Source organism: Streptomyces sp. NPDC026246 (assembly GCF_055567995.1).
Genome location: NZ_JBVHPJ010000002.1, coordinates 724324 through 743700 on the forward strand (window position 1 = coordinate 724324; position 19377 = coordinate 743700).

General features: G+C 68.7%; 12 protein-coding genes and 1 pseudogene. 8 read left to right on the forward strand and 5 right to left on the reverse strand.

Going from position 1 to position 19377, the window contains the following annotated elements; translation table 11 throughout:
* Positions 1-6: 6 nt before the first annotated feature.
* From ACZ4M5_RS07375 to ACZ4M5_RS07395, 5 genes are all read left to right on the forward strand, one after another.
* Positions 7-4770: a DEAD/DEAH box helicase gene (locus ACZ4M5_RS07375; RefSeq protein ID WP_467733990.1), complete on the forward strand. Its 4764-nt coding sequence runs from the start codon at positions 7-9 to the stop codon at positions 4768-4770.
* Positions 4767-6662 (forward strand): UvrD-helicase domain-containing protein, encoded by a 1896-nt coding sequence (locus tag ACZ4M5_RS07380; protein WP_467733992.1) that lies wholly within the window; start codon positions 4767-4769, stop codon positions 6660-6662. The genes ACZ4M5_RS07375 and ACZ4M5_RS07380 overlap by 4 nt, the downstream gene beginning before the upstream one ends.
* A complete protein-coding gene (locus tag ACZ4M5_RS07385) occupies positions 6659-9916 on the forward strand; it encodes a helicase-related protein (protein ID WP_467733994.1) in 3258 nt (1085 codons plus the stop codon). The genes ACZ4M5_RS07380 and ACZ4M5_RS07385 overlap by 4 nt, the downstream gene beginning before the upstream one ends.
* A complete protein-coding gene (gene drmB, locus ACZ4M5_RS07390; RefSeq protein WP_467733996.1) occupies positions 9913-11775 on the forward strand; it encodes a DrmB family protein in 1863 nt (620 codons plus the stop codon). Before ACZ4M5_RS07385 ends, drmB begins: the two co-directional genes overlap by 4 nt.
* 276 nt (positions 11776-12051) lie before the next feature.
* A complete protein-coding gene (locus ACZ4M5_RS07395; RefSeq protein WP_467733998.1) occupies positions 12052-12714 on the forward strand; it encodes an HAD family hydrolase in 663 nt (220 codons plus the stop codon).
* Here the strand turns inward: ACZ4M5_RS07395 and ACZ4M5_RS07400 are convergent.
* Positions 12695-13969, reverse strand: coding sequence for a transcriptional regulator (locus tag ACZ4M5_RS07400; RefSeq protein WP_467734278.1), 1275 nt, complete (start codon positions 13967-13969; stop codon positions 12695-12697). The genes ACZ4M5_RS07395 and ACZ4M5_RS07400 overlap by 20 nt on opposite strands.
* Positions 13970-14255: 286 nt before the next feature.
* Here ACZ4M5_RS07400 and ACZ4M5_RS07405 point away from each other — a divergent pair, with 286 nt between their 5' ends.
* The 3 genes from ACZ4M5_RS07405 to tgmC are packed head-to-tail and all read left to right on the forward strand — an operon-like array spanning position 14256 to position 17142.
* Complete coding sequence (locus ACZ4M5_RS07405) at positions 14256-14945, forward strand: putative ATP-grasp-modified RiPP (protein ID WP_467734000.1); 690 nt, start codon at positions 14256-14258, stop codon at positions 14943-14945.
* A gap of 18 nt (positions 14946-14963) precedes the next feature.
* Positions 14964-15950: an ATP-grasp ribosomal peptide maturase gene (tgmB, locus tag ACZ4M5_RS07410; RefSeq protein ID WP_467734002.1), complete on the forward strand. Its 987-nt coding sequence runs from the start codon at positions 14964-14966 to the stop codon at positions 15948-15950.
* The gene (gene tgmC, locus ACZ4M5_RS07415; RefSeq protein ID WP_467734004.1) at positions 15934-17142 is read left to right on the forward strand and encodes an ATP-grasp peptide maturase system methyltransferase; all 1209 of its coding nucleotides are present in this window, start codon (positions 15934-15936) and stop codon (positions 17140-17142) included. The genes tgmB and tgmC overlap by 17 nt, the downstream gene beginning before the upstream one ends.
* Here tgmC and ACZ4M5_RS07420 read toward each other — a convergent pair.
* From ACZ4M5_RS07420 to ACZ4M5_RS07435, 4 genes and pseudogenes are all read right to left on the reverse strand, one after another.
* Positions 17116-17514 carry a hypothetical protein gene (locus ACZ4M5_RS07420; protein ID WP_467734006.1) on the reverse strand — a complete coding sequence of 133 codons (399 nt, stop codon included), beginning with the start codon at positions 17512-17514 and terminating at the stop codon, positions 17116-17118. The genes tgmC and ACZ4M5_RS07420 overlap by 27 nt on opposite strands.
* 12 nt (positions 17515-17526) lie before the next feature.
* Positions 17527-17904, reverse strand: a complete 378-nt coding sequence (locus ACZ4M5_RS07425) for a VOC family protein (protein ID WP_467734280.1) — start codon at positions 17902-17904, stop codon at positions 17527-17529.
* A 74-nt stretch (positions 17905-17978) separates the two neighbouring features.
* Complete coding sequence (locus ACZ4M5_RS07430; RefSeq protein ID WP_467734008.1) at positions 17979-18464, reverse strand: MarR family transcriptional regulator; 486 nt, start codon at positions 18462-18464, stop codon at positions 17979-17981.
* A 41-nt stretch (positions 18465-18505) separates the two neighbouring features.
* Positions 18506-19366, reverse strand: a pseudogene (locus ACZ4M5_RS07435) (alpha/beta fold hydrolase).
* Between the last annotated feature and the right edge of the window lie 11 nt (positions 19367-19377).

Below are 19377 nucleotides of genomic sequence, written 5' to 3' on the forward strand. Positions count from 1 at the left end.
GAAGCAATGCCGTCTTCGACCTCTCCCGTGATCCAAACAGTTCTCGAACAGTCCTCCCGCGTCCTGCAGACCTACGCCGTGGATCCCGGGCTTGTGGCCGAACATGCCAACGGCGAGCGCCGCATCACCAAGGGTGGATATGGCGACCGTCAGCTTTTCGAACTCGTCCAGAATGCCGCCGACGAAATCGCCGACCAGCCCGGCGGTCGCATCCATGTCGTCCTCACGGAAAATCACCTGTACTGCGCGAACGAGGGGAATCCGGTCACCGCAGAAGGTGCCGAGACGATCCTCCGAATGAGCATGTCGAAGAAGCGCGGAGGCCAGATCGGTCGATTCGGTGTCGGCGTCAAATCGGTGCTCGTGGTGACGGACGCTCCTGAATTCTTCAGCCGTACGGGAAGCTTCGGATTCGACCGCGCCTGGTCGTACGAGCAGATCAAGGCCGTTCCCGGCGTGGCGGCACGCTACGGCCCGGAGTTCGACGCCCCTGTGCTGCGCATGGCCCGTCCTCTCGACCTTCAGGCCGAGCGCGCGTCCGACCCCGTCCTGAACGAGTTGCTGACCTGGGCGACCACTGTTGTACGACTCCCCTTGCTTCCGAAGGCCGATGATCGGCTGGGCCGGGACATGCACGGAGGCCGCGCCAAGGACCATGGCGAGCCCCGTGAAGAGTTCCCGTTGGGCTTTCAGCTCTTCTCCCCGCATGTCGCAAAGGTCGTGCTGGAGGACCGCCGGCCCCGGCCCGTGGCCCGACGCATACTCAGCGCCCAGCAGTCCGGCGACCTGCACACCGTGGCCGAGGAACGGACCGGAAGGGCCGTCGCCACCGAGCGGTGGCGGGTGTTCACGACCTCCCACGAACCCGGCCCCGCAGCCCGCGACGACGCCGGAGAACTGCACGACCGCGTCTCTCTCGAACTCGCCTGGGGCGTGCCCTCTCTGGAGAAGGACGCGGAGAGCGGTCTGCACATCAGCCCTCGGTCCCGTGGTCGTGGCAAGTTCTGGTCCTTCTTCCCCACCAAGTACGAGATGTCCCTGAGCGGCATCCTCAACGGAGCTTGGAAGACCAATGAGGACCGTCAGAACCTGCTCGATTCATCCCCGTTCAACCAGGAGATGATCAGGGTCTCGGCGCAGTTGGTGGTCAGCGCCCTGCCGGCCCTGTCCCCCGCCGAGGATCCGGCCGCCTACCTCCCCCTGCTTCCCGGACGCGTCAAGGAAGCGATCAGTTGGGCCGACGAGTACCTGACCCGAGAGATCTGGTCTCGTACAGCGGAGAGCCCTTCCCTGCCCGACCAGGACGGCGTCCTGCGCGTCCCGACGGAGCTGCGGATCCATCCTCGCCTCGACCGAGACCTGAAGAGGCTCTCCGGTTGGCTCCGCATGTGGCACGAATGCCCTGGTCGTCCCACCGACTGGCTGCACCCGAGCGTCGAGGCCGACTCCCTGCGCTCGGGAAAGGTCGAGCACGTTCTCGCGGCGGCCGGGCACGGACGGACCGATGTCCGTGAATGGCTGGAGGCGCTGGTCGAGAGCGGCAGCCCCGAGGCGTCGGCCGTGGCCATCCGCATCCTTGCGGACATGATCGAGGTCCGTTCCCCGTACGCCGACGAGGCGCGCAGGGCCCGTGTCGTACTGACGGAGGAGCACGGCCTCGTCGCCCCGGTCCACGGCAAGGTGTTCCGCCGGGCCGACCAGGGCGGACTGCGCGAGTCGCTGGTGTACGTCGTCGACCGGCTCGCCCAGGACCCGTCGCTGATGCACGCGCTCAACGTCCTGGGCATCCGGGAGGCCGATGTCGAGGGCCGGTTCTTCAGCGTTCTCGACCAGGGCTTCGACCACTACAGCGAGTCGGACTGGCAGCGGTTCTGGGAACTGTTCCGTCAGGCCGGGGCACATCGCGTGGCCCACAAGCTGTTGGAGCGGGTGCCCACGCCACGCTCGACGCTCCGCGTGCGGACCGCGGACGGACGGTTCCGGCCCATCGAGGACTGCATGCTGCCGGGTGTCGTGGTCGACGCGAAGCGTGATCCGAGCGTCGCCGTCGACATGGCGTTCCACTCCGACGACACTCCCTTCTTCTCACAGATCGGGCTGCGGGAACGACCGTCCGGCGGGGTGCAGCCCCGGGCGGACGAGGACTGGTTCGAGGAGTACCGCGAAGCCGTTCATGCCGCCTACTTGCGCAGTCTGGACACCCGCGCCCCGCGCCCGGCACTCAACCGGATGAAGGTCGAAGGTGCCGCGATCGGTGGCCCGCTCCATCTCTTCCGCGCCCTTTCCGAGGAGTCGCGCGCGGCCTTTCTGAAAGTGCTGCCCGACGACGCCGTGGTGGACAACTGGACGCGCCAGATCGGCGCGCAGACCAGCACACGCCAGGCCGTGGCCTCGCCGATCCGGTGGATGGTGCGAAAGTACGGCACGGTCTCCACCTCCCAGGGGATCAAGCCCCTCAGGGAGGCCGTCGGCCCACAACTCGCCGCCTACCGCGACGTGCTGCCGGTCGCCGACATCACCCCCGAGAAGGCCCGCAAGCTTCGCCTTCCGACCACCGTCGACGAGGTTCCCGCCGATCGTTGGGACGCGCTCCTCGACGAGGTGTCGCGCAGCGAGGACGACTCGTTCGTCGGCGCGACCTACGTGATGCTGACCCGCTTCGGTGCCGACTTCCCGGAGGACTCCCTGACCCGCTGCCGGGTCGGCGACACCTGGGACACCCGTCCCGACGACGAGATCACCCTTGCTGTCGGTGCGGCCGAGTACCGGGCGCTTCGCGCAGAGCAGCTACCTGCGCTGCTCGTCCAGACCGTCGACGATGCGGAACTGATGGTCGAAAAGTGGGGCATGCTCCGCTACGCCGACGTGATCAGCCGAGAGACCCGTGAAGTGCCGGAGGGCGATCCCGTTCCTCTGGTCGAGCTTTTTCCCGCTCTGCGCCAGCGTCTGAACAGCGGGAACCGGAACGCCATGGTGCAACGGTGCACCGAGCTGGAGGAGGTCGTTCGCAGCCCCAAGGGCACGAAGCCCTCAGTTCTGGACGCCGTTCGTCAGGACGGCATCGTCAAGGTCCGGGTGCCCTTGGAGCGGGAACCGATGTTGCGGTTGATCGACCGCGAACTCGGCCTCGGTCTGGGTGCCGCCGGTTGCCGTGCGGTGCTGGAGCACCAGGACCGCATGGCTCGGGACAGTGAACTGAAGGCGGCGCAGAAGGCGGTCCGCGAGGCCGAGGACGTCGTGTCCAAGATCGAGCTGCTGATCGGTGCGGACGCGCTCCGGAGCGGCCTGCCCGAGGGGCTGATGGAGGCCGAGTTGCAGTCTGCAGACGGCGCGGAGCCCTCCGGGCGGCGCATCGCGCAGATGGCGTTCAACGCGCACGGGGACGGGGTGCTCCAGCAGCATGCTCGGGACATCCAGGCCCGCTTCCCCAACGCGCCTGTCTCCTACGGTGGGTCGTCGGCGGCCATCGCGTTCGTCACGGAACTGAAACTGCCTGTCGCGTTCGCCGGTTCGAGGACTCCGTCGCCGCCTCCGTTCGAGACCGTGGAGGGTCCTCGAGACTTTCCGAGCCTCCACGACTACCAGGAGGACCTGGTCCGGAACATCTCCACCATGCTCGACCGGCTGGCTCCGCAGCGCGGCATGCTCTCCCTGCCCACCGGCGCCGGCAAGACCCGGGTCACCGCCGAAGCGGTCATCCGCTGGGTGAAGCGGGTCGGAGACCTCAAGGGCCCCCTGCTGTGGATCGCGCAGACCGAGGAACTGTGCGAACAGGCTGTACAGAGCTGGAAGTTCGTGTGGTCCAAGGTCGGCGCCGAGCGCCCTCTCACGATCAGCCGACTGTGGAGCAGCAACGAGGTGGGAGACGTCGTCGATCACCCCCACCTGGTGGTCGCCACCGACGCCAAGCTGGAGCGCTGCCTGGGCACCGACCAGTACGCCTGGCTGCGACAGTCCGCGTTGGTGATAGTGGACGAGGCGCACACCGCGATCTCCAAGCGGTACACCGAGATCCTGGGGCGGTTGCAACTCACCCAGTACGAGACCGGTCGCCATCTGCTCGGCTTGACGGCGACTCCGTTCCGCAACACCAACGAGGAGGAGACCCGCCGCTTGGTCAACCGCTTCGGCAACCGCCGACTGGACGAAGGAGTCTTCCCCTCCGGGGACCCCTACCGGGATCTCCAGGAGTGGGGGATGCTCGCTCAGGTCGAGCATCGCACCCTCAGGGGCGGCAAGATCGAGCTGACCCGGGACGAGAGAACGCACGCGGACCGCATGGCGATGCTCTCTCGCTCCGCCGAGCAACGGCTCGCCGAAGACCACGAGCGCAGCCGCCGCATCGTCGACGAGGTCGCCGGCCTGGCGGACGAAGGGCCTACGCTGCTCTTCGCCACCTCCGTGGACCACGCCAAGTATCTGGCGGCCATGCTCAACGATCGTGGCATCCGCTCGGCCGCGGTCGACTCGACCACCAACACGCAGGACCGTCGCACCCGTATCGAGAATTTCCGAAACGGCCGCATTCGTGTGCTCACCAATTACGGTGTTCTCACCCAGGGCTTCGACGCGCCTGCCACCCGCGCCGTGGTCGTGGCCAGGCCGGTCTACAGCACCAACGTGTACCAGCAGATGATCGGTCGCGGCCTGCGCGGACCTCGGAACGGCGGCAAGGCCTGCTGCCTGATCCTCAACGTCAGCGACAACATCGAGAACTTCGACACTCAGCTCGCCTTCACCCAGTTCGAGCACCTCTGGAGCCGTTCGTGACCGACGCCTACCTCGACAGTCCGCCGCTCACCGAGGAGCAGCGGACCGTCGTGGAACAGCCCTGGGACGCCCGCGTCCTTGTGACCGCCGGTGCGGGGGCCGGCAAGACCCACACCCTGGTGCGCCGACTGGACGCGCTGTGCGGGAACTCGGCCTCCGAGGAGGCGCTGGAAGCCTACGAGATCCTGGTGCTGACCTTCTCGCGGGCCGCGGCGCGGGAGCTGCGGGAGCGGATCAGCAGGCACGGCGAGCGAGCCCGCCGGGTGCGGGCTCAGACGTTCGACGCCTGGGCGCTCGGGGTGCTGCGGCAGGCGTACCCGGACGAGGATTGGAGCGCGACCCCCTTTCTGGAACGGATCGAGGCCGCTGCCCGCGCGGTCGAGAAGGGGGCCCTGGAGGCCGGGGACTCCGTGCCCCCGGCGCACGTGGTCATCGACGAGGTGCAGGACCTGATGGGCGACCGCCGGGATCTCGTGGAGACCCTGCTCGACCGCTATCAGGACAGCTGCGGCTTCACCGTGGTCGGTGACGCCGCACAGTCCGTCTACGGCTTCCAGATCACGGACCCCACCGAGCGGGCCGACGAGACAGGCCGCTTCTTCGACTGGCTGCGAGCCTCGTACCCGGACGACCTCGTCGAACTCCGACTGACCGAGAATTTCCGGGCGACCACGCCGGAGGCCGAGATAGCGCTGGCGCACGGGGAGCGCCTGCAGAACCTCACGGACGCGGACGAGGCCGAGACTCTTTACGAAGAGATGCGCGAACTGCTCCTCGATCCGACGAACGGCATGGGAGCCCTGACGGACCCGTTCACCCTGGAGTGGTTGCGGGACTTCCCCGACACCTGCGCGATCCTCACCCGCGACAACCACCAGGCCCTGGTCGTCTCGGAGCTGCTTCACGAGCATGGTGTGGAGCATCGGTTGAGACGGCCTCTGGAGGACCGCCCCACTCCTTACTGGGTGGCCGAGTTGTTGCGTCGTACGGAGTCCGCGACGCTTTCCGAAGAGCGGTTCCGGTCGTTGCTGGCGGAGATGACCCTGCCGTACGAGTCGGCCCCCGAAACGGTGTGGACCGTGCTGCGCCGGGCGGCGCGAGGCCCGGGGCGAGGTGTACTCGACCTGGATCGGCTGCGTCGCCTGATCGCCGACGGTCGCTTCCCGGACGAGCTGGCCGATCCGGAGACAGCGCGCGTCGTGATCTCGACGGTGCACCGGGCCAAGGGCCTGGAGTTCGACCGGGTGATCGTCCTGGCTCCGCCGACCGTGGCGGAGTTGCGCCGGCGATACAAGGAAGAGCTGGACCTTCCGGCCGAAGCACGTGCCCTGTACGTGGCCCTGACCCGCGCCCGTCAGGACCTGTACCACTTGGACCCGCCGAAGCTGCCGATCATCAGGCGCGCCGGTGGCGGGAAGAACGGCCGCAGGTTCCTGGGGGGTTGGAAGGCGTACGACCGGTACGGGATCGTCGGCGAGCCCGGAGACGTGTGCGCGGACGCCCCTCCCGGCCACGATGCCGGCGCGACCCAGGCCTACCTCCTGGAGCACGTCGCCCCGGGCGACGAGATCCTGCTTCGCAAACTTCACGACCTGCCGCCTGGTGAGTGGCAGAGCCCGCCGTACGTTCTGTTGCACGACGGGCGGGAGATCGGCGAGGTCTCGGAGCGGTTCCGACTCGATCTGTTCCAGGTGCAGAAGGTCAACCGTAGGTGGGACCCCTGGTGGCCCGACGAGATTCACGGTCTGCGGGTGGACACCCTGGAGACGTTGGCGGGCAGCACCGCCGCCGGTGCCAACGCCGGCCTCGGCGACCGGGGTGTGTGGATCGCGCCCCGGATCACCGGAATCGGCAGGTACCGACGGTCGGACGACGAGGAGCAGCGCGCATGAGCGACACGGACCACCGGCACGCCGAGCACTACCGGGTCCGGGACGAGGAACTGCTGGTGGGTCTCCGCCGCGAGCTCCTCGGACCTGCCCCGGACGCCGCTCCGACGGACCGAGAGGAAGTCCTGGCCCAGGACGCCCCGATCGACCGCTATCTCACCGGTGTGCTGTACCCGCGGTCGGCGGATGCGGAAGCCGAGCAGCGGCTGCTCGAAGACGAGGCGGAACACGAAGGGCTGGACGACTCGCCCCTGCGGACCCGCGACAACCTGGAGGAGTCCGGGACGGCGCAGGAGGTCGGTGCCGCCGGCTCCCGCCGCCCCTCCTCCATGGGGCTCACCTTCGCGATCGACCCGGCCATAAGCGGCTCCGTCGTGGTCCGTGCGCGAGCCGCCGCGTACCGGCCCACGGACGCGGACGGCAGGCCTGTTCCCGCTCGCCGTGCCGAGGCACGCACCATCGCCGATCAGCACGAGCAGTGGCGACGCGAGGAACTCGCGCTGTCCGAAACCACGGTGGACGTCACCACTCCCGCCCCGGACCTTCGGTTCGAACTGGCCGAAGGCGTCGGGCTGCGCGTCAACGTCCGGCGTCCCGACCGGGCCATGGGCACGGTGACCGTCACCGTGACCCTGGTCAACACGCACAAGGTCGGCGAGCGTGAACTGCAGGACGCGTTCTCCCTGTTCCAGTGCGGCCTCGTGATCCGCGCGGCCGACGGATCCAGCGCCTTCGTCGAGCGTCCCGCCCCCGACCTCGCGCACGACCCGGAGATCGCCACCAGCCGTCTGCTGCACCGCCATGCCCCGACCTTCGCCGTCGGGCACGGCTGCGCCGCCGATTGGGACTGGACACCGCCACCGATCGGCATGACCGATTCGCGGCGGGCGGGTGTGCCCGAGGTGCGCAGCGAGTTCGTGCCGAGCGTCGAGGTGTTGCTCACCGACTCCAATCCGGAGATCGACAGCTCCGCCCTGTCCATGCTCGGTCTCGCCTCGAACCCGGACGCAGAGGTCCTCGCCGCCCTCGAAGAGCTGGCCACGGGTTACGAACGATGGATCGACCGCAAGCAGGCCGAGGCCGACGCCCTGATCGGCAGCCCGCACGAGAAGGCCGCGCAGAAGCAGGTCGACGCGTGCCGCGAGGCACTGGGCCGGATCCGGGAGGGCATCGACCTCCTGCGCGACAAGCCCGACCTCATGACGGCGTTCAGGTTCGCCAACCAGGCCATGGCCGACCAGCGGGCCCGCAGCGCCTGGGTGCAGAACGGCCGCCAGGGATCCCCGGAGCCGGAGAAGGGCCGTTGGCGGCCGTTCCAGATCGCCTTCGTCCTGCTCTGCATGGCCGGCATCGACGATCCCGAGCACAGGGACCGCGAGATCTCCGACCTCCTGTGGTTCCCCACCGGCGGTGGCAAGACAGAGGCGTACCTGGGCCTGATCGCGCTCACCTCCTTCCTGCGCCGGATCCGGCTCGGGGCGAACGGCGGTGGAGTCACCGTGCTCATGCGATACACCCTGCGCCTGCTGACACTTCAGCAGTTCGAGCGCGCCACGATCCTGCTCTGCGCCATGGAGCGGATGCGTCGCGACAAGGTGTCCGAGCTGGGCAGCGAACCGTTCTCGCTCGGTATGTGGGTCGGCGAGTCGGCCACTCCCAACCGGCTCAAGGACGCGAGCGACCAACTGGCACAACTCCGCAAGGACCTCGACAAGCGACTGGCGACCAAGAACCCCGTCCAGCTGCACGCCTGCCCCTGGTGCGGCACGCGCCTGGACGCCCGCGCGTACGAGGTCGTCGAGGACGCCAAGCGCATGCACGTCCGCTGCCCCGGCGTGGACTGCGACTTCGCGGACGGTCTGCCCGTCCACCTGATCGACGAGGCGGTGTACGACGCCCGACCCACACTGGTCATCGCCACTGTCGACAAGTTCGCGTCGATGCCTTGGCGTCCGGCCACAGCGGCCCTCTTCAACCGGGACGACCCGAGCGACCGGACCCCGCCGCCCGAGCTGATCGTCCAGGATGAGCTGCACCTCATCTCGGGACCGTTGGGCACACTCACCGGCCTCTACGAGACAGCCGTCGACGAACTCGCCGGACGCCCCAAGGTGATCGCCTCGACGGCTACGATCCGCCACGCCGCCGATCAGGGCCGCAGCCTCTTCGACCGCGAGGTCCGCCAGTTCCCACCCGCGGGCCTGGACTCCCGGGACTCCTGGTTCGCCGTGGAGACGCCGCGCGAGGACAAGGCGAGCCGACGCTACGTCGGTCTCCTGGCACCCGGCACCAGCCAGTCGACCCTCCTCATCCGCACGTACGCGACCTTGCTGCACAGGGCGAAGCAGGCACAGACCTCGGACCAGGTGCGCGACGCCTACTGGAGCCTGGTCGGCTACTTCAACAGCCTCCGGCTGCTGTCAGCGGCAGAACTCCAGGTCCACGACGACGTGGTGGCGTACCTGGAGCTGCTGGCCGCGCGTGAGGAGACCACTGTGCGTACCGTCGAGAACTATTCGGAGCTGACCAGCCGCGTCGACGCGAGCGAGATCCCGGCCCGCCTAAAGGGCATCGAGCGTGAGTACCCCGAGCGGGATGTCGTGGACGTCCTCCTGGCCACCAACATGATCGCTGTCGGCGTCGACGTGAACCGGCTCGGTCTGATGGCGGTGATGGGTCAGCCTCAGACCACCGCCGAGTACATCCAGGCCACCAGCCGCGTCGGCCGCGCCCACCCCGGCCTGGTCACCGTGATGCTCAACGCGACCAGGTCGCGCGACCGCTCTCACTACGAGAACTTCCTGCACTTCCACAACGCGCTGTACCGCGAGGTCGAGTCCACCTCCGTCACCCCCTTCTCGGCCCGCGCCCGCGAGCGGGGACTGCACGCCGTCATCGTCGCCCTGACCCGGATCCTGCTCCCGGAGGCTCGCCCCAACGAGGCCGCGGGCAACGTGGAGTCGTACGCCCACCGCATCCGCGACGAGATCAAGCCCGTCCTCCTGGACCGTGTTCGTGCCGTGACGCCTGCGGAAGCCGAGGCTGTCTCCCTGACCTTCGACGAGTTCCTCGACTGGTGGTGCGACGAGGCCGACGTCCATGGCGGCCTGCTCTTCGAACCGAAGAAGGGCAGGCGCACCCCCTCGCTTCTGCAGCCCTACGACGACGAGGCGGAAAACGCCGAGGCCTGGCCCACTCTCTGGAGCCTGCGTGACGTCGATGCCGAGTCCGCCCTGTTCATGGAGGCCACCCGATGACACCGCCCCCCGCCCGCAGGCGTCGTTCCGGCGCCGATGGTTCGGCGCCTGCCCACAACCTGCCTCGTCGCGGTGCCATCCGTCGCGCCCAAGCGATCACCACGTACGGCGTCGGCTCACTGATCGCGGTCGATCACGAGTCCTTCGTCGTGTCGGGCCTGGACGGGGCCGATGAGCAGTGGCGCATCGACGAGGCGCCACGCATCTATGAACGTCGACTCGCGCGCATCCTGGGGGTGGAGCACTTCCGGCTGCCACCGGCGTCCGACGAGAGCAGCAAGGACGGCCTCCGGGTCCGTCGCTTCCCGCTCATGCATTCCTGCCCCGACTGCAATGAGCTGCGCCGCCATCGGGACTTCAACCCGCCGCCCGGCAGGAGCGTCTGCGGTACCTGTGAGGCGGATCTGGTCCCCTCTCGCTTCGTGATCGCCTGCGAGGCGGGCCACCTCGACGAGTTCCCCTACTGGCACTGGATCCATCGAGCCGCGGGGCGCGGTACGACGACCGCGGGTCAATGCGGCGGCACGCTCAGGCTGCGCACCTCCGGACGCAGCGCCTCGCTCCGATCGATCCGCGTCTCGTGCAGCTGTGGAGTGCCCGAGGTGTCGATGGAAGGCTCCTTCCGCAAGAGCGCGCTCAAGGATCTCGGCCTGCGCTGCCGGGGCACCCGGCCGTGGCTCGGCACCTCGGTCCCGGCGGAGTGCTGCAGTCTCACCCCGCGAACCCTCCAGCGTGGTTCCTCCGCCATCTGGCAACCGGTGTTGAAGTCCGCGCTCTCCATCCCGCCGTGGAGCGACGGACGCGCAGATCCGCTGTCGCCGTACTGGGATCGACTGCGCGAACTCGACAGCCGAGCGGAAGTGGAGGATCGCCTCAAGTTCGTCTTCGGAGACGACCTCCCCGTCCCCGTAGACGAGGTGATGGCGCTCCTTGCCGCGGAACGCGAGGAGGACCTCACGGGGGACGAAACACCCTCCTTCGACCACCGCTACCGTGCTTTGCGCAACAAGGAGTACGAGCGCCTCCGCGCCGGCAACGACGAGCGCGAGCGCTCCCGCAAGGAACAGTTCATCTGCGAGACTCCGCTCGGCGACACGACCGTTCTCGACGGCATCGGGGTCACCAGCCCCATGCTGGTCAAGAAGCTCCGCGAAGTCCGCGCGCTCAAGGCCTTCACCAGGGTCGCCGATCCGGACTCCGTCTCCGAGGCCAACGAGGCCGAGCTCTCCTCGGCCGCCATGAGTTGGCTGCCCGCCATGGAGGTTCGAGGAGAGGGCGTCTTCCTCCGGCTGGCCGAGGGCCGGCTCGCCGACTGGGAGAGCGTCACCGAGGTGGCCGAGCGGGCCAAGCGGATTCGTACGGCACACCGCCGCATGCTGGAGCGCAGGGCCTCCGACCCCACCCAGGTTCCGCCTTCTCCGGCCACCCCTCGCATGGTGCTGTTGCACACCCTCGCTCACGTACTGATCAACGAGTGGAGCCTGGACGCCGGCTATCCGGCTGCCGCCCTACGCGAACGCCTCTACGCCGACGAGGAAATGGCGGGGTTGCTCGTCTACACCGCCACCAGTGACTCCGCGGGCAGCCTCGGCGGACTGGTCGCCCAGGGCGAGCCCGATAAGCTGGCGAGCACGATACGCTCCGCAATCCGACGGGCCTCGTGGTGCTCCGCCGATCCCTTGTGCATCGAGGCCGAGGCGTCCGGCACCGGCGGCACGAACATGGTCGCCTGCCACGCGTGCGTGATGCTGCCGGAGACCAGCTGCGAGCACAACAACACCCTGCTCGACCGCGCGCTGCTGGTCGGCACCCCGGAGAATCCCGAACTCGGCTACTTCGCAGACATCCTGCGCCAATGACCGTTCGGCCGGTGAAGCTGCACTACGGGGCCTTCCGGCGGCCGTGTTGATCGAATCGATCTTGAAGGATTACACGTAGTGATATCACCCGAATCCGACGCCGACAGCCGTACTCGAAGATGACGAAAATGTGCGGGATCGCGGTGGACGCTGATGCGTGGAGATCCTTCGTCCTGGCCATGGACCGCACCAGCGTGAGGCCCTGATCGAGACGTGACTCAGCACACCCCTTCGATTGGGCAACGCTGAACAGCTACACGTCGATAACCTGCCCCCATGATTCGCGCAGTGGTCTTCGATGTAGGTGAGTGCCTCGTGGACGAGACCCGGGAGTACGGGACCTGGGCCGACTGGCTGGGTGTGCCGCGGCACACCTTTCATGCGATGTTCGGGGCCGTCATCGCCCAGGGACGGGACTACCGGGAGACGTTCCAGGAGTTCCGGCCCGGGTTCGATCTGTACGCGGAGCGGGAGAAGCGGGCTGCGACCGGCAAGCCGGAGTCGTTCGGCGAGGACGACCTGTACGCGGATGTCCGACCCGCTCTCCGGCAGCTCCGTGCCGACGGACTGTGGCTAGGTATCGCCGGAAACCAGACCGTACGGGCCGGAGGAATCCTGCGGGAGCTGTTCTCCGAGGACGTGGACCTGATCGGCACCTCCGACGACTGGGGCGCGAGCAAGCCCGACCCCGAGTTCTTCAAGCGCGTGGCCGCGATCGTGCCCTTCGAGGTGGGCGAGATTCTGTACGTCGGTGATCGGTGTGACAACGACATCCGGCCGGCGGGGCAGGCAGGGATGCATACGGCGCTGGTCCGTCGCGGGCCGTGGGCCCACATTCAGTGGAACAGCTCGGAGGCCGAGCGCCTGCCGACCTTCCGTGTCGAAAGCCTCGGCGAACTGACCACTCACATCGCCGACTTCAACGCCTCAATGCGCTGAGCGTCGTCGACCAGCCGTACAGCCGGTCGTCGAGATCCCGAACACACCGCTCGTGCCGGTGCGGAGTCAGCGCGCGTCGGACTTCCCGCACCCGGTCCATACCGGTGGCGTACCAGGTGAGAGCCAGCTGATCGAGTGCCTTGCCCGCGTACTCGCAGGCCTCCTGGGGGTTGCCCGAGGCCGCTTCGACGGCTGCCAAGTCGCCGTACACGACAGTTCGTTGTTTCTCCTCGCCCGGAGTCATGGCTTCGAGGGCCTGGAGGAGCGCGGCCCGGGCTTGCGGGAGGTGACCGGCGAGCAGTTGGGTGTTTCCCTTGAACGCCATGAGCCGCGCCGGGGAGAACCAGTCCATCCACGGGGGTGACGGATGCTCGTTGCCGTCCTCCAGGACGTCCTCGGCGTGGGTGATCAGGTTCAGCGCGGTTCGGGTGTCGCCGCACCTGGTCTCGCACTCGGCTTCCACGGCGTCCAGCCATGCGAGGAACTCGGCGGAGGCGGGGGCTCGGCGGGCGTAGGTCCTGGCTGCGATCATTCGCTCCTGTGCTCCCTCCTGATCGCCCGCCCAGCCCGGGATGAAGGCCATGTGCGCGATGATCGCCGATCCGAGCAACGGATCGTCCGCTTCACCCGCTGCCTGCAGGGCGAGGAGAAGCGTGTCGTGCGCGGTGGTCGGCTCGGAGAGATCGAAGAATTCGATCCGGCCCGCCAAGAGGTAGGTCTCGGCCACCGCGGCCGCGATCGTGCGGCGAGTGGAGTCGGACGTCTCCGGAAGCAGGGCGCAGCCCAGCGTCGCGTGTGCCATCACGGCCGGGTGCAGTGTGGTCGGTGCGACCGACCAGTAGAGCCTGCGGTGGGAACGAGTGACCGCCTCGAAATCCGCCCCGGCGGTCGGCGGATGCGCGGTGGCTACTGCACGGCCTGAGCCCATCGCCAGACCCAGCGCTGCGGTCCCGCCCGCGGCCGGCCTGCGTCGGATCGGATCGGGTACCACTCCCTCCGCGCCCCACGGCGGCGCGAAGCCGAGCGCCTCCAGGTTCTGACCGAGCAGGTGGACCAGTACGCGCTGACAGTCTGGTTGCGGCCAGGGTGGGTTGTCCGACTCCCAGCGTCGGACCTGACGCACCCCGATGGACAGGCCTCGAATGCCCATGCCCTTCGCGTGCTCGGTGAGCGCGTCGGCCAGGTCCTGTTGTGAATTGAAGCCGGCGGCCACCCGAGCGGCTTTGAGTCGAACGTTGCCTGTAGGCCTTGGCACGAGCCACCTCCTTCTGCTGACTGCGCGTTCCAACCCTCCCATGTGAGTCCGCTACGGAACACCTATTCCACCCCAGGGAGGTATTCAAGCCCTCTCCACGTCCGCTCAACGGCCTTCCAAAGTCCTCGAATAGGCAAGCCGATCAGTGGACTCTGTTGCCCCGTACGCAACCGCAGGACAACGAGGGAGCACGTTGGTGTACACACACGAGGACGTGGACGGAGGGGTCTCGGAGTGGCTGGCACGGACACATCCGACGCCCGAGCGCGTATGGACGGAGTGGGCCATGCAAGGCGTCGCGCTGCTGCCGCTCGGCGAGCGAATCGCCGCGGTGCGAATGGCGTCCGAGATCGTGCACGCCGCCGTCCGGTCCGAGGACCAGGACGACGTGGCGGCTGAGCTCGGCGACTTACTGGGAGGAGGGATCATCTTCGACCGCCGAGTGGCGGGCGGCACCTACTACGCATTGGTCGACGTGCGTGCCGGCCTCACGTGGGCTCACGACGATGTCGTCACGTGCCTCGGTCGCGGCACGTACCTGGGGGTGCCGCGCATCGACAGACGGCAACCACCTGGGACGTACTGGGTGGTTCCGCCTCGGCACGAGGGCGACGTGTGTTCCCCGCTTTCAGTTCTCGGTCTGCTCGAAGCAGGTCGCGCTCGTCAGGCTGCCGAGCGGGAGCTCCGTTCGCCCGACAACGAGGAACTCATGACTGCTGTGGTTGTTCAGGGCCCCTGGGCCATGCGGCTGGTGACGGACCGGCTGCCCGTACACCCGCCGTCTTACGCGAGCGTCGCCCTGGACGGGCCTTCACAGACGGCTCGGTACATGGACACCGATGGCCGGGTGGTCGAAATGGGTAAGCACGGCACGTCGAGGACGACAGGTACGGCATCGGTCTCCGGAGGCGGAGACGGGCAGAATCCGCAGCCGCAGACCCAGGACGACCACACCACCGACTACGAGTCGGACTGACCCGTGGCGTCCACGGTATTGGTCATCACGGCGCTGGAGGATTTCACCGCGGACCGCGTCATCCGTGCGCTCAATGAGCGCGAGGTGCCTGTCGTGCGCATCGATCCCGCCGACCTCGGGCCCGACCTGACCTTCGGGTTCCGCCTTGACGAGGACGAGCCCGCGTGGGTCGGACGGCTCAGCACCCCGAGCCGAGAAGTGGATGTGCGGGAGGTGGCGGCGGTCTACTACCGTCGTCCCACCCCGTACGCCGACCGCTTCCGGCACCTTCCGCGACAGCAGAGGGAGTTCGGCGCCGCAGAGGCGCGGCACGGGCTCGGTGGTGTCCTGAACGCCCTGCGCCCGGCGATGTACGTGAATCATCCGCACGCGGTGACCCGCGCGGACTTCAAGCCGGCCCAGTTGCGGAGATTCACGGAGCTGGGCCTGCGCGTCCCACCCACACTGATCACCAATGAGGCGGATGAGGCCAGGAGGTTCGCGGCCGATCACGGGCGAGTCGTCTACAAGACGTTCCGTGGTCTTCCTTGTGGAGAGGACGGCCACGCCGGCGCGATCTGGACCCAAAGGGTCCAGCCGGACAGCTTCGACGAGGCCCTGGCGGTGACGGCGCACTTGTTCCAGGCCGAGGTGCCCAAGCGCTCGGACGTACGGGTCACCGTCGTCGGACCCCACGTCTTCGCCCAGCGGATCGTCGCTCCGGACGGAGCTGTGGACTGGCGTCGGGGCGACTGGGACGAACTGTCGCACTCCCCCGTCACCGTGCCCGCCCCGATCGAGGCCGCCCTGCACAGCTACCTGGAGTCCTTCGACCTGACGTTCGGCTGCTTCGACTTCGCGCTCACCGGAGACGGAGACGAGCCCGAGGACTGGTGGGCCATCGAGTGCAATCCGAATGGACAGTGGGGCTGGCTGCCGGACGCCGCGGACATCGCCGAGGCATTCGCCGACATCCTGAACACGGAAGACCGGAAGGAGACGGTAGGTCATGGCAATGCCCGCTGATCCCGAGAAGGACGCGGTCCCCCTGCGCGCAGCCATGGTGCACGCCCTCGCTCGGAACGATGTCCCGGTGGACCCGGCATGGTGGGCGGCGGTGGACGCGGTCCCGCGGCATCGCTTCGTTCCCGGGTTCTACCTACCCGGGGGGCGGCCTGACGCAATGGGTCCGACGGCCTGGGAACCGGTCACCGCCGAGCTCGACTACGGACGGTGGCTGACGGCCGCGTACTCGGACACGACTCTGATCACCCAGTTCGACGGCGAAGAGCCCGACTGGCGGACCCCGGTCGTACGGCATGGTGGCGCTCCCACCTCGTCCTCCACGCTGCCGTCCCTGGTGGTGCGTATGTGGGACGACGCCGAAGTGGCAGACGGTCACACCGTGTTGGAGATCGGGACCGGCACGGGTTACTCGACCGCGCTGGCCTGCGAACGCCTCGAAGCGGGAGATGTCACCAGCATCGAGGTCGACCCGCGCCGGCTGGAGGCCGCGGCCGACGCGCTGTACGGCTGCGGCTACACCCCCACCCTGGCCGTCGCGGACGGGCTGTACGGGTACTGGCCCGAGGCCCGCTTCGATCGAATCGTCGCCGCCTGTTCCTTCCGTGCGGTACCGCCTGCCCTGCTCGCACAGACCCGACCGGGTGGAAAGGTCCTGCTCACTCTGTCGGGGTGGCTCTACGGCTACGCGCGTGTGCTGCTCACCGTCGCCGGAGACGGCACGGCGGAGGGCGCGTTGTTGCCCGGCACGGTCTCCTTCATGGCTGCCCGGACACACGCCGCGCCGCCGTTCGGAAATCCCGCCCACTGGGCAGCTGGGCTTCCGGACAAGCCCAGAACGGCCCGACACGGTCCGGAGCGCCTCGCGGCCGCGACCGAGGAGGCGTTCCATCTGCGGTTCCTTGCCCAATGCGCCGTGCCGGACGCACAGATGGTCACTGTCGACGAGGTCGTGTACCTGGTCGACGTGGTGAGCGGCTCTGCTGCCACGCTGACGCCCATGGACGGCGAATGGCATGTGCGAGAGGGCGGCCCGGCGAGGTTGTGGGAGCGTGTCGAAAGCGTTCTGGACGCCTTCGATGCAGCGAGCCGTCCGGGGCCGGAGGCTTTCGTGCTGCGGGTGTGCGATCAGGAGCAGCGCCTGTGGCACCCGACGATGCCTGGTCTTCTACTGCCCGCGGGCGTTCCCGACTGAGCCCAGCCCTCTCTCGAACCGATACTGCTCAACCAGCTCCCCCCACTCCCCGGCCTCGCCCTCCCTCACATCGACGGTCCGCGTCTCACCCACGAGCGTGCGCACGCGGTCCGCCACCTGTGTGGCCCGGGTGCCGGACGTATACGCGCCCAGGACGAGGGCGGTGGACGCGTCGTCGTCCCCGCCGGCGAGGGTGAAGCTCCAAGGGATCTCGCAGGGCGGGGCGTGGTCGGGGGCGGGGCACAGGAGGCGTTCGATCGGGTCCTGGAGTGTCAGCGCCTCTCGCAGGGTCCGGCAGCCGTGGATCCGGATCTCGTACACCCCTGGTTCGTCTTCGAGAGATGGCACCCGCCCCTCCTGGTTCGAGGTCATCCGCGCCTCCGGCTAGCCCTGTTCCCCGCGCTCGACGCAGAACTCGTTGCCCTCCGGGTCCGTCATCACGACCCAGCCTCGGCCGTTCGGGAGGGTGCGGTCCGTCTCGATGCGGGCGCCCAGAGCCACCGCTCGGTCCACTTCTTCCGCGCGGGTGCGGCCCGTCGGGGCGAGGTCGAAGTGGATGCGGTTCTTGGCCGTCTTCGGCTCCTCGACCCTCACGAAGAGCAGGCCGGGCGTGCCGGCCGGGAACTCGATGAGGACTTCGTCGTCGCCGGGCTTGTCGGTGTCCGAGAGGGGGTGGCCGAGGAACTCGGACCAGAAGCGGGCCAGTTCGTAGGGCTCGCCGGTGCAGTCGAAGGTGAGGTGGCGCAGGGTGGGGTTCAACAGTCGGTTCCGTCCCGTCGGTCGGCAGGGGTGTAGTGCGCTCCGCAGCATCGCCAACCGGGACGAGGGCTGTCGAACTATTTGACGGGATTCGGAAGGTTCCCGTCGCCACCCAGGTTGGCGACCATGCGCCTCAGGACGTTGATCGTGGTGATGAAGTCGGCCCGGGAGACGCCGCCGTGGGTGCGGGTGTGGATGCGGAGGTTGCGTTCCCGGGCGCGGAGGCGGGCCGCCTCACCCTCTTCCGTCAGGGCCATGCCGCCTCGCGGGTCCTCCCGGAGCCAGCCCCGGGCCGTCAAGTCGTCGTAGACCGCGTCGAAGTCGGTGCTCTGGTCGTCGTAGGGGGTGAGGCGGGCGGTGAGGGACGCGCGGGTCCAGTGGCCGGGCGCGCCGGAGGCGTGGGTGAGGGTCCACCAGTGGGGCTGGGTGAGGTTCTCCACGGCCAGCTGGGCGCGGATCGCCCCGACGACCCTCCGGTACGCCTCGCCGGTCCAGGCTCCGATCGGCTGGGCGGCCAGTTCCTCGTCCGGGTAGTCCTTCAGGTCGTCGGTTCGCGTGGTCATCCTCGTCCTCCCTGGGCTCTGGTGGCGACGACGGTAGGACCTCAAGTTCGGTCGAGGTCAAGGAGGAAGGCCCGTACCGCCTCGTGCAGGCGGGCCGGCTGGTCGAGGTGGACGTCGTGGGACGCGTCGGGGATGCGGACCAGGTGGGTCTGTGGGCGGTGGGTGAGCATCGTCGCGGGTTCGCCGACGCGCATCGTGCTGTGTTCGGCCTGGACGAGCAGGGTGGGGCAGGTGATGCGCGCCCAGTCCTGCCAGTAGGCCCGGGTGGCCAGTTCGGCGACCGTGGAGATCATCGTCGCGCGGTCGAAGGACGGATGCCAGCCGTCCCGCCGTCGCTCCAGCGTTCTCGTCCAGGCCTCATGTCCGAGGAACTCTGCGGCCTCTCCCAGGGACGCGAACGGCGTCGGCCAGCTGTCCAGCCGGCGTGCGATGCGGCCCGGGAGTTCGGGAGCCGGGCCGCCTGGACCCGCCTCGACCAGGATCAGGGATGTCACCAGGTGGGGGTGTGACGCGGCCAGCAGGAGGGCCGTGTGACCGCCCAGGGACTGCCCGAGCAGCGTCACGGGGGTTAGGTTCAGTGCCTCGATCACCGTGACGGCGTCCTAGACGTGGGCCGCGCGGGTCGTGTCCGCGGGGGTGCGGGTGCTGGCTCCGTGGCCCCGGGCGTCGTACGTCGCCACGCGGTGTCCGTCGGCCGACAGCCGCGCGGCGAGGGCGTCCCACTCGCCCTGGTGGCCCGCCAGGCCGTGCAGCAGGAGGAAGGGGGCTGGTCCCGGCGGGTCTGCGGGGCGGTGGTCCGTGCAGGCGAGGCGCGTGCCGTCGGGAGCGGTGAGGGTCACGGGGCTTGGCCGGGTCACGGGGCTCCTGGCGTGGGGGGCGGGGCTCCCGGGCGCGACGGTCACCCACTGGGCGT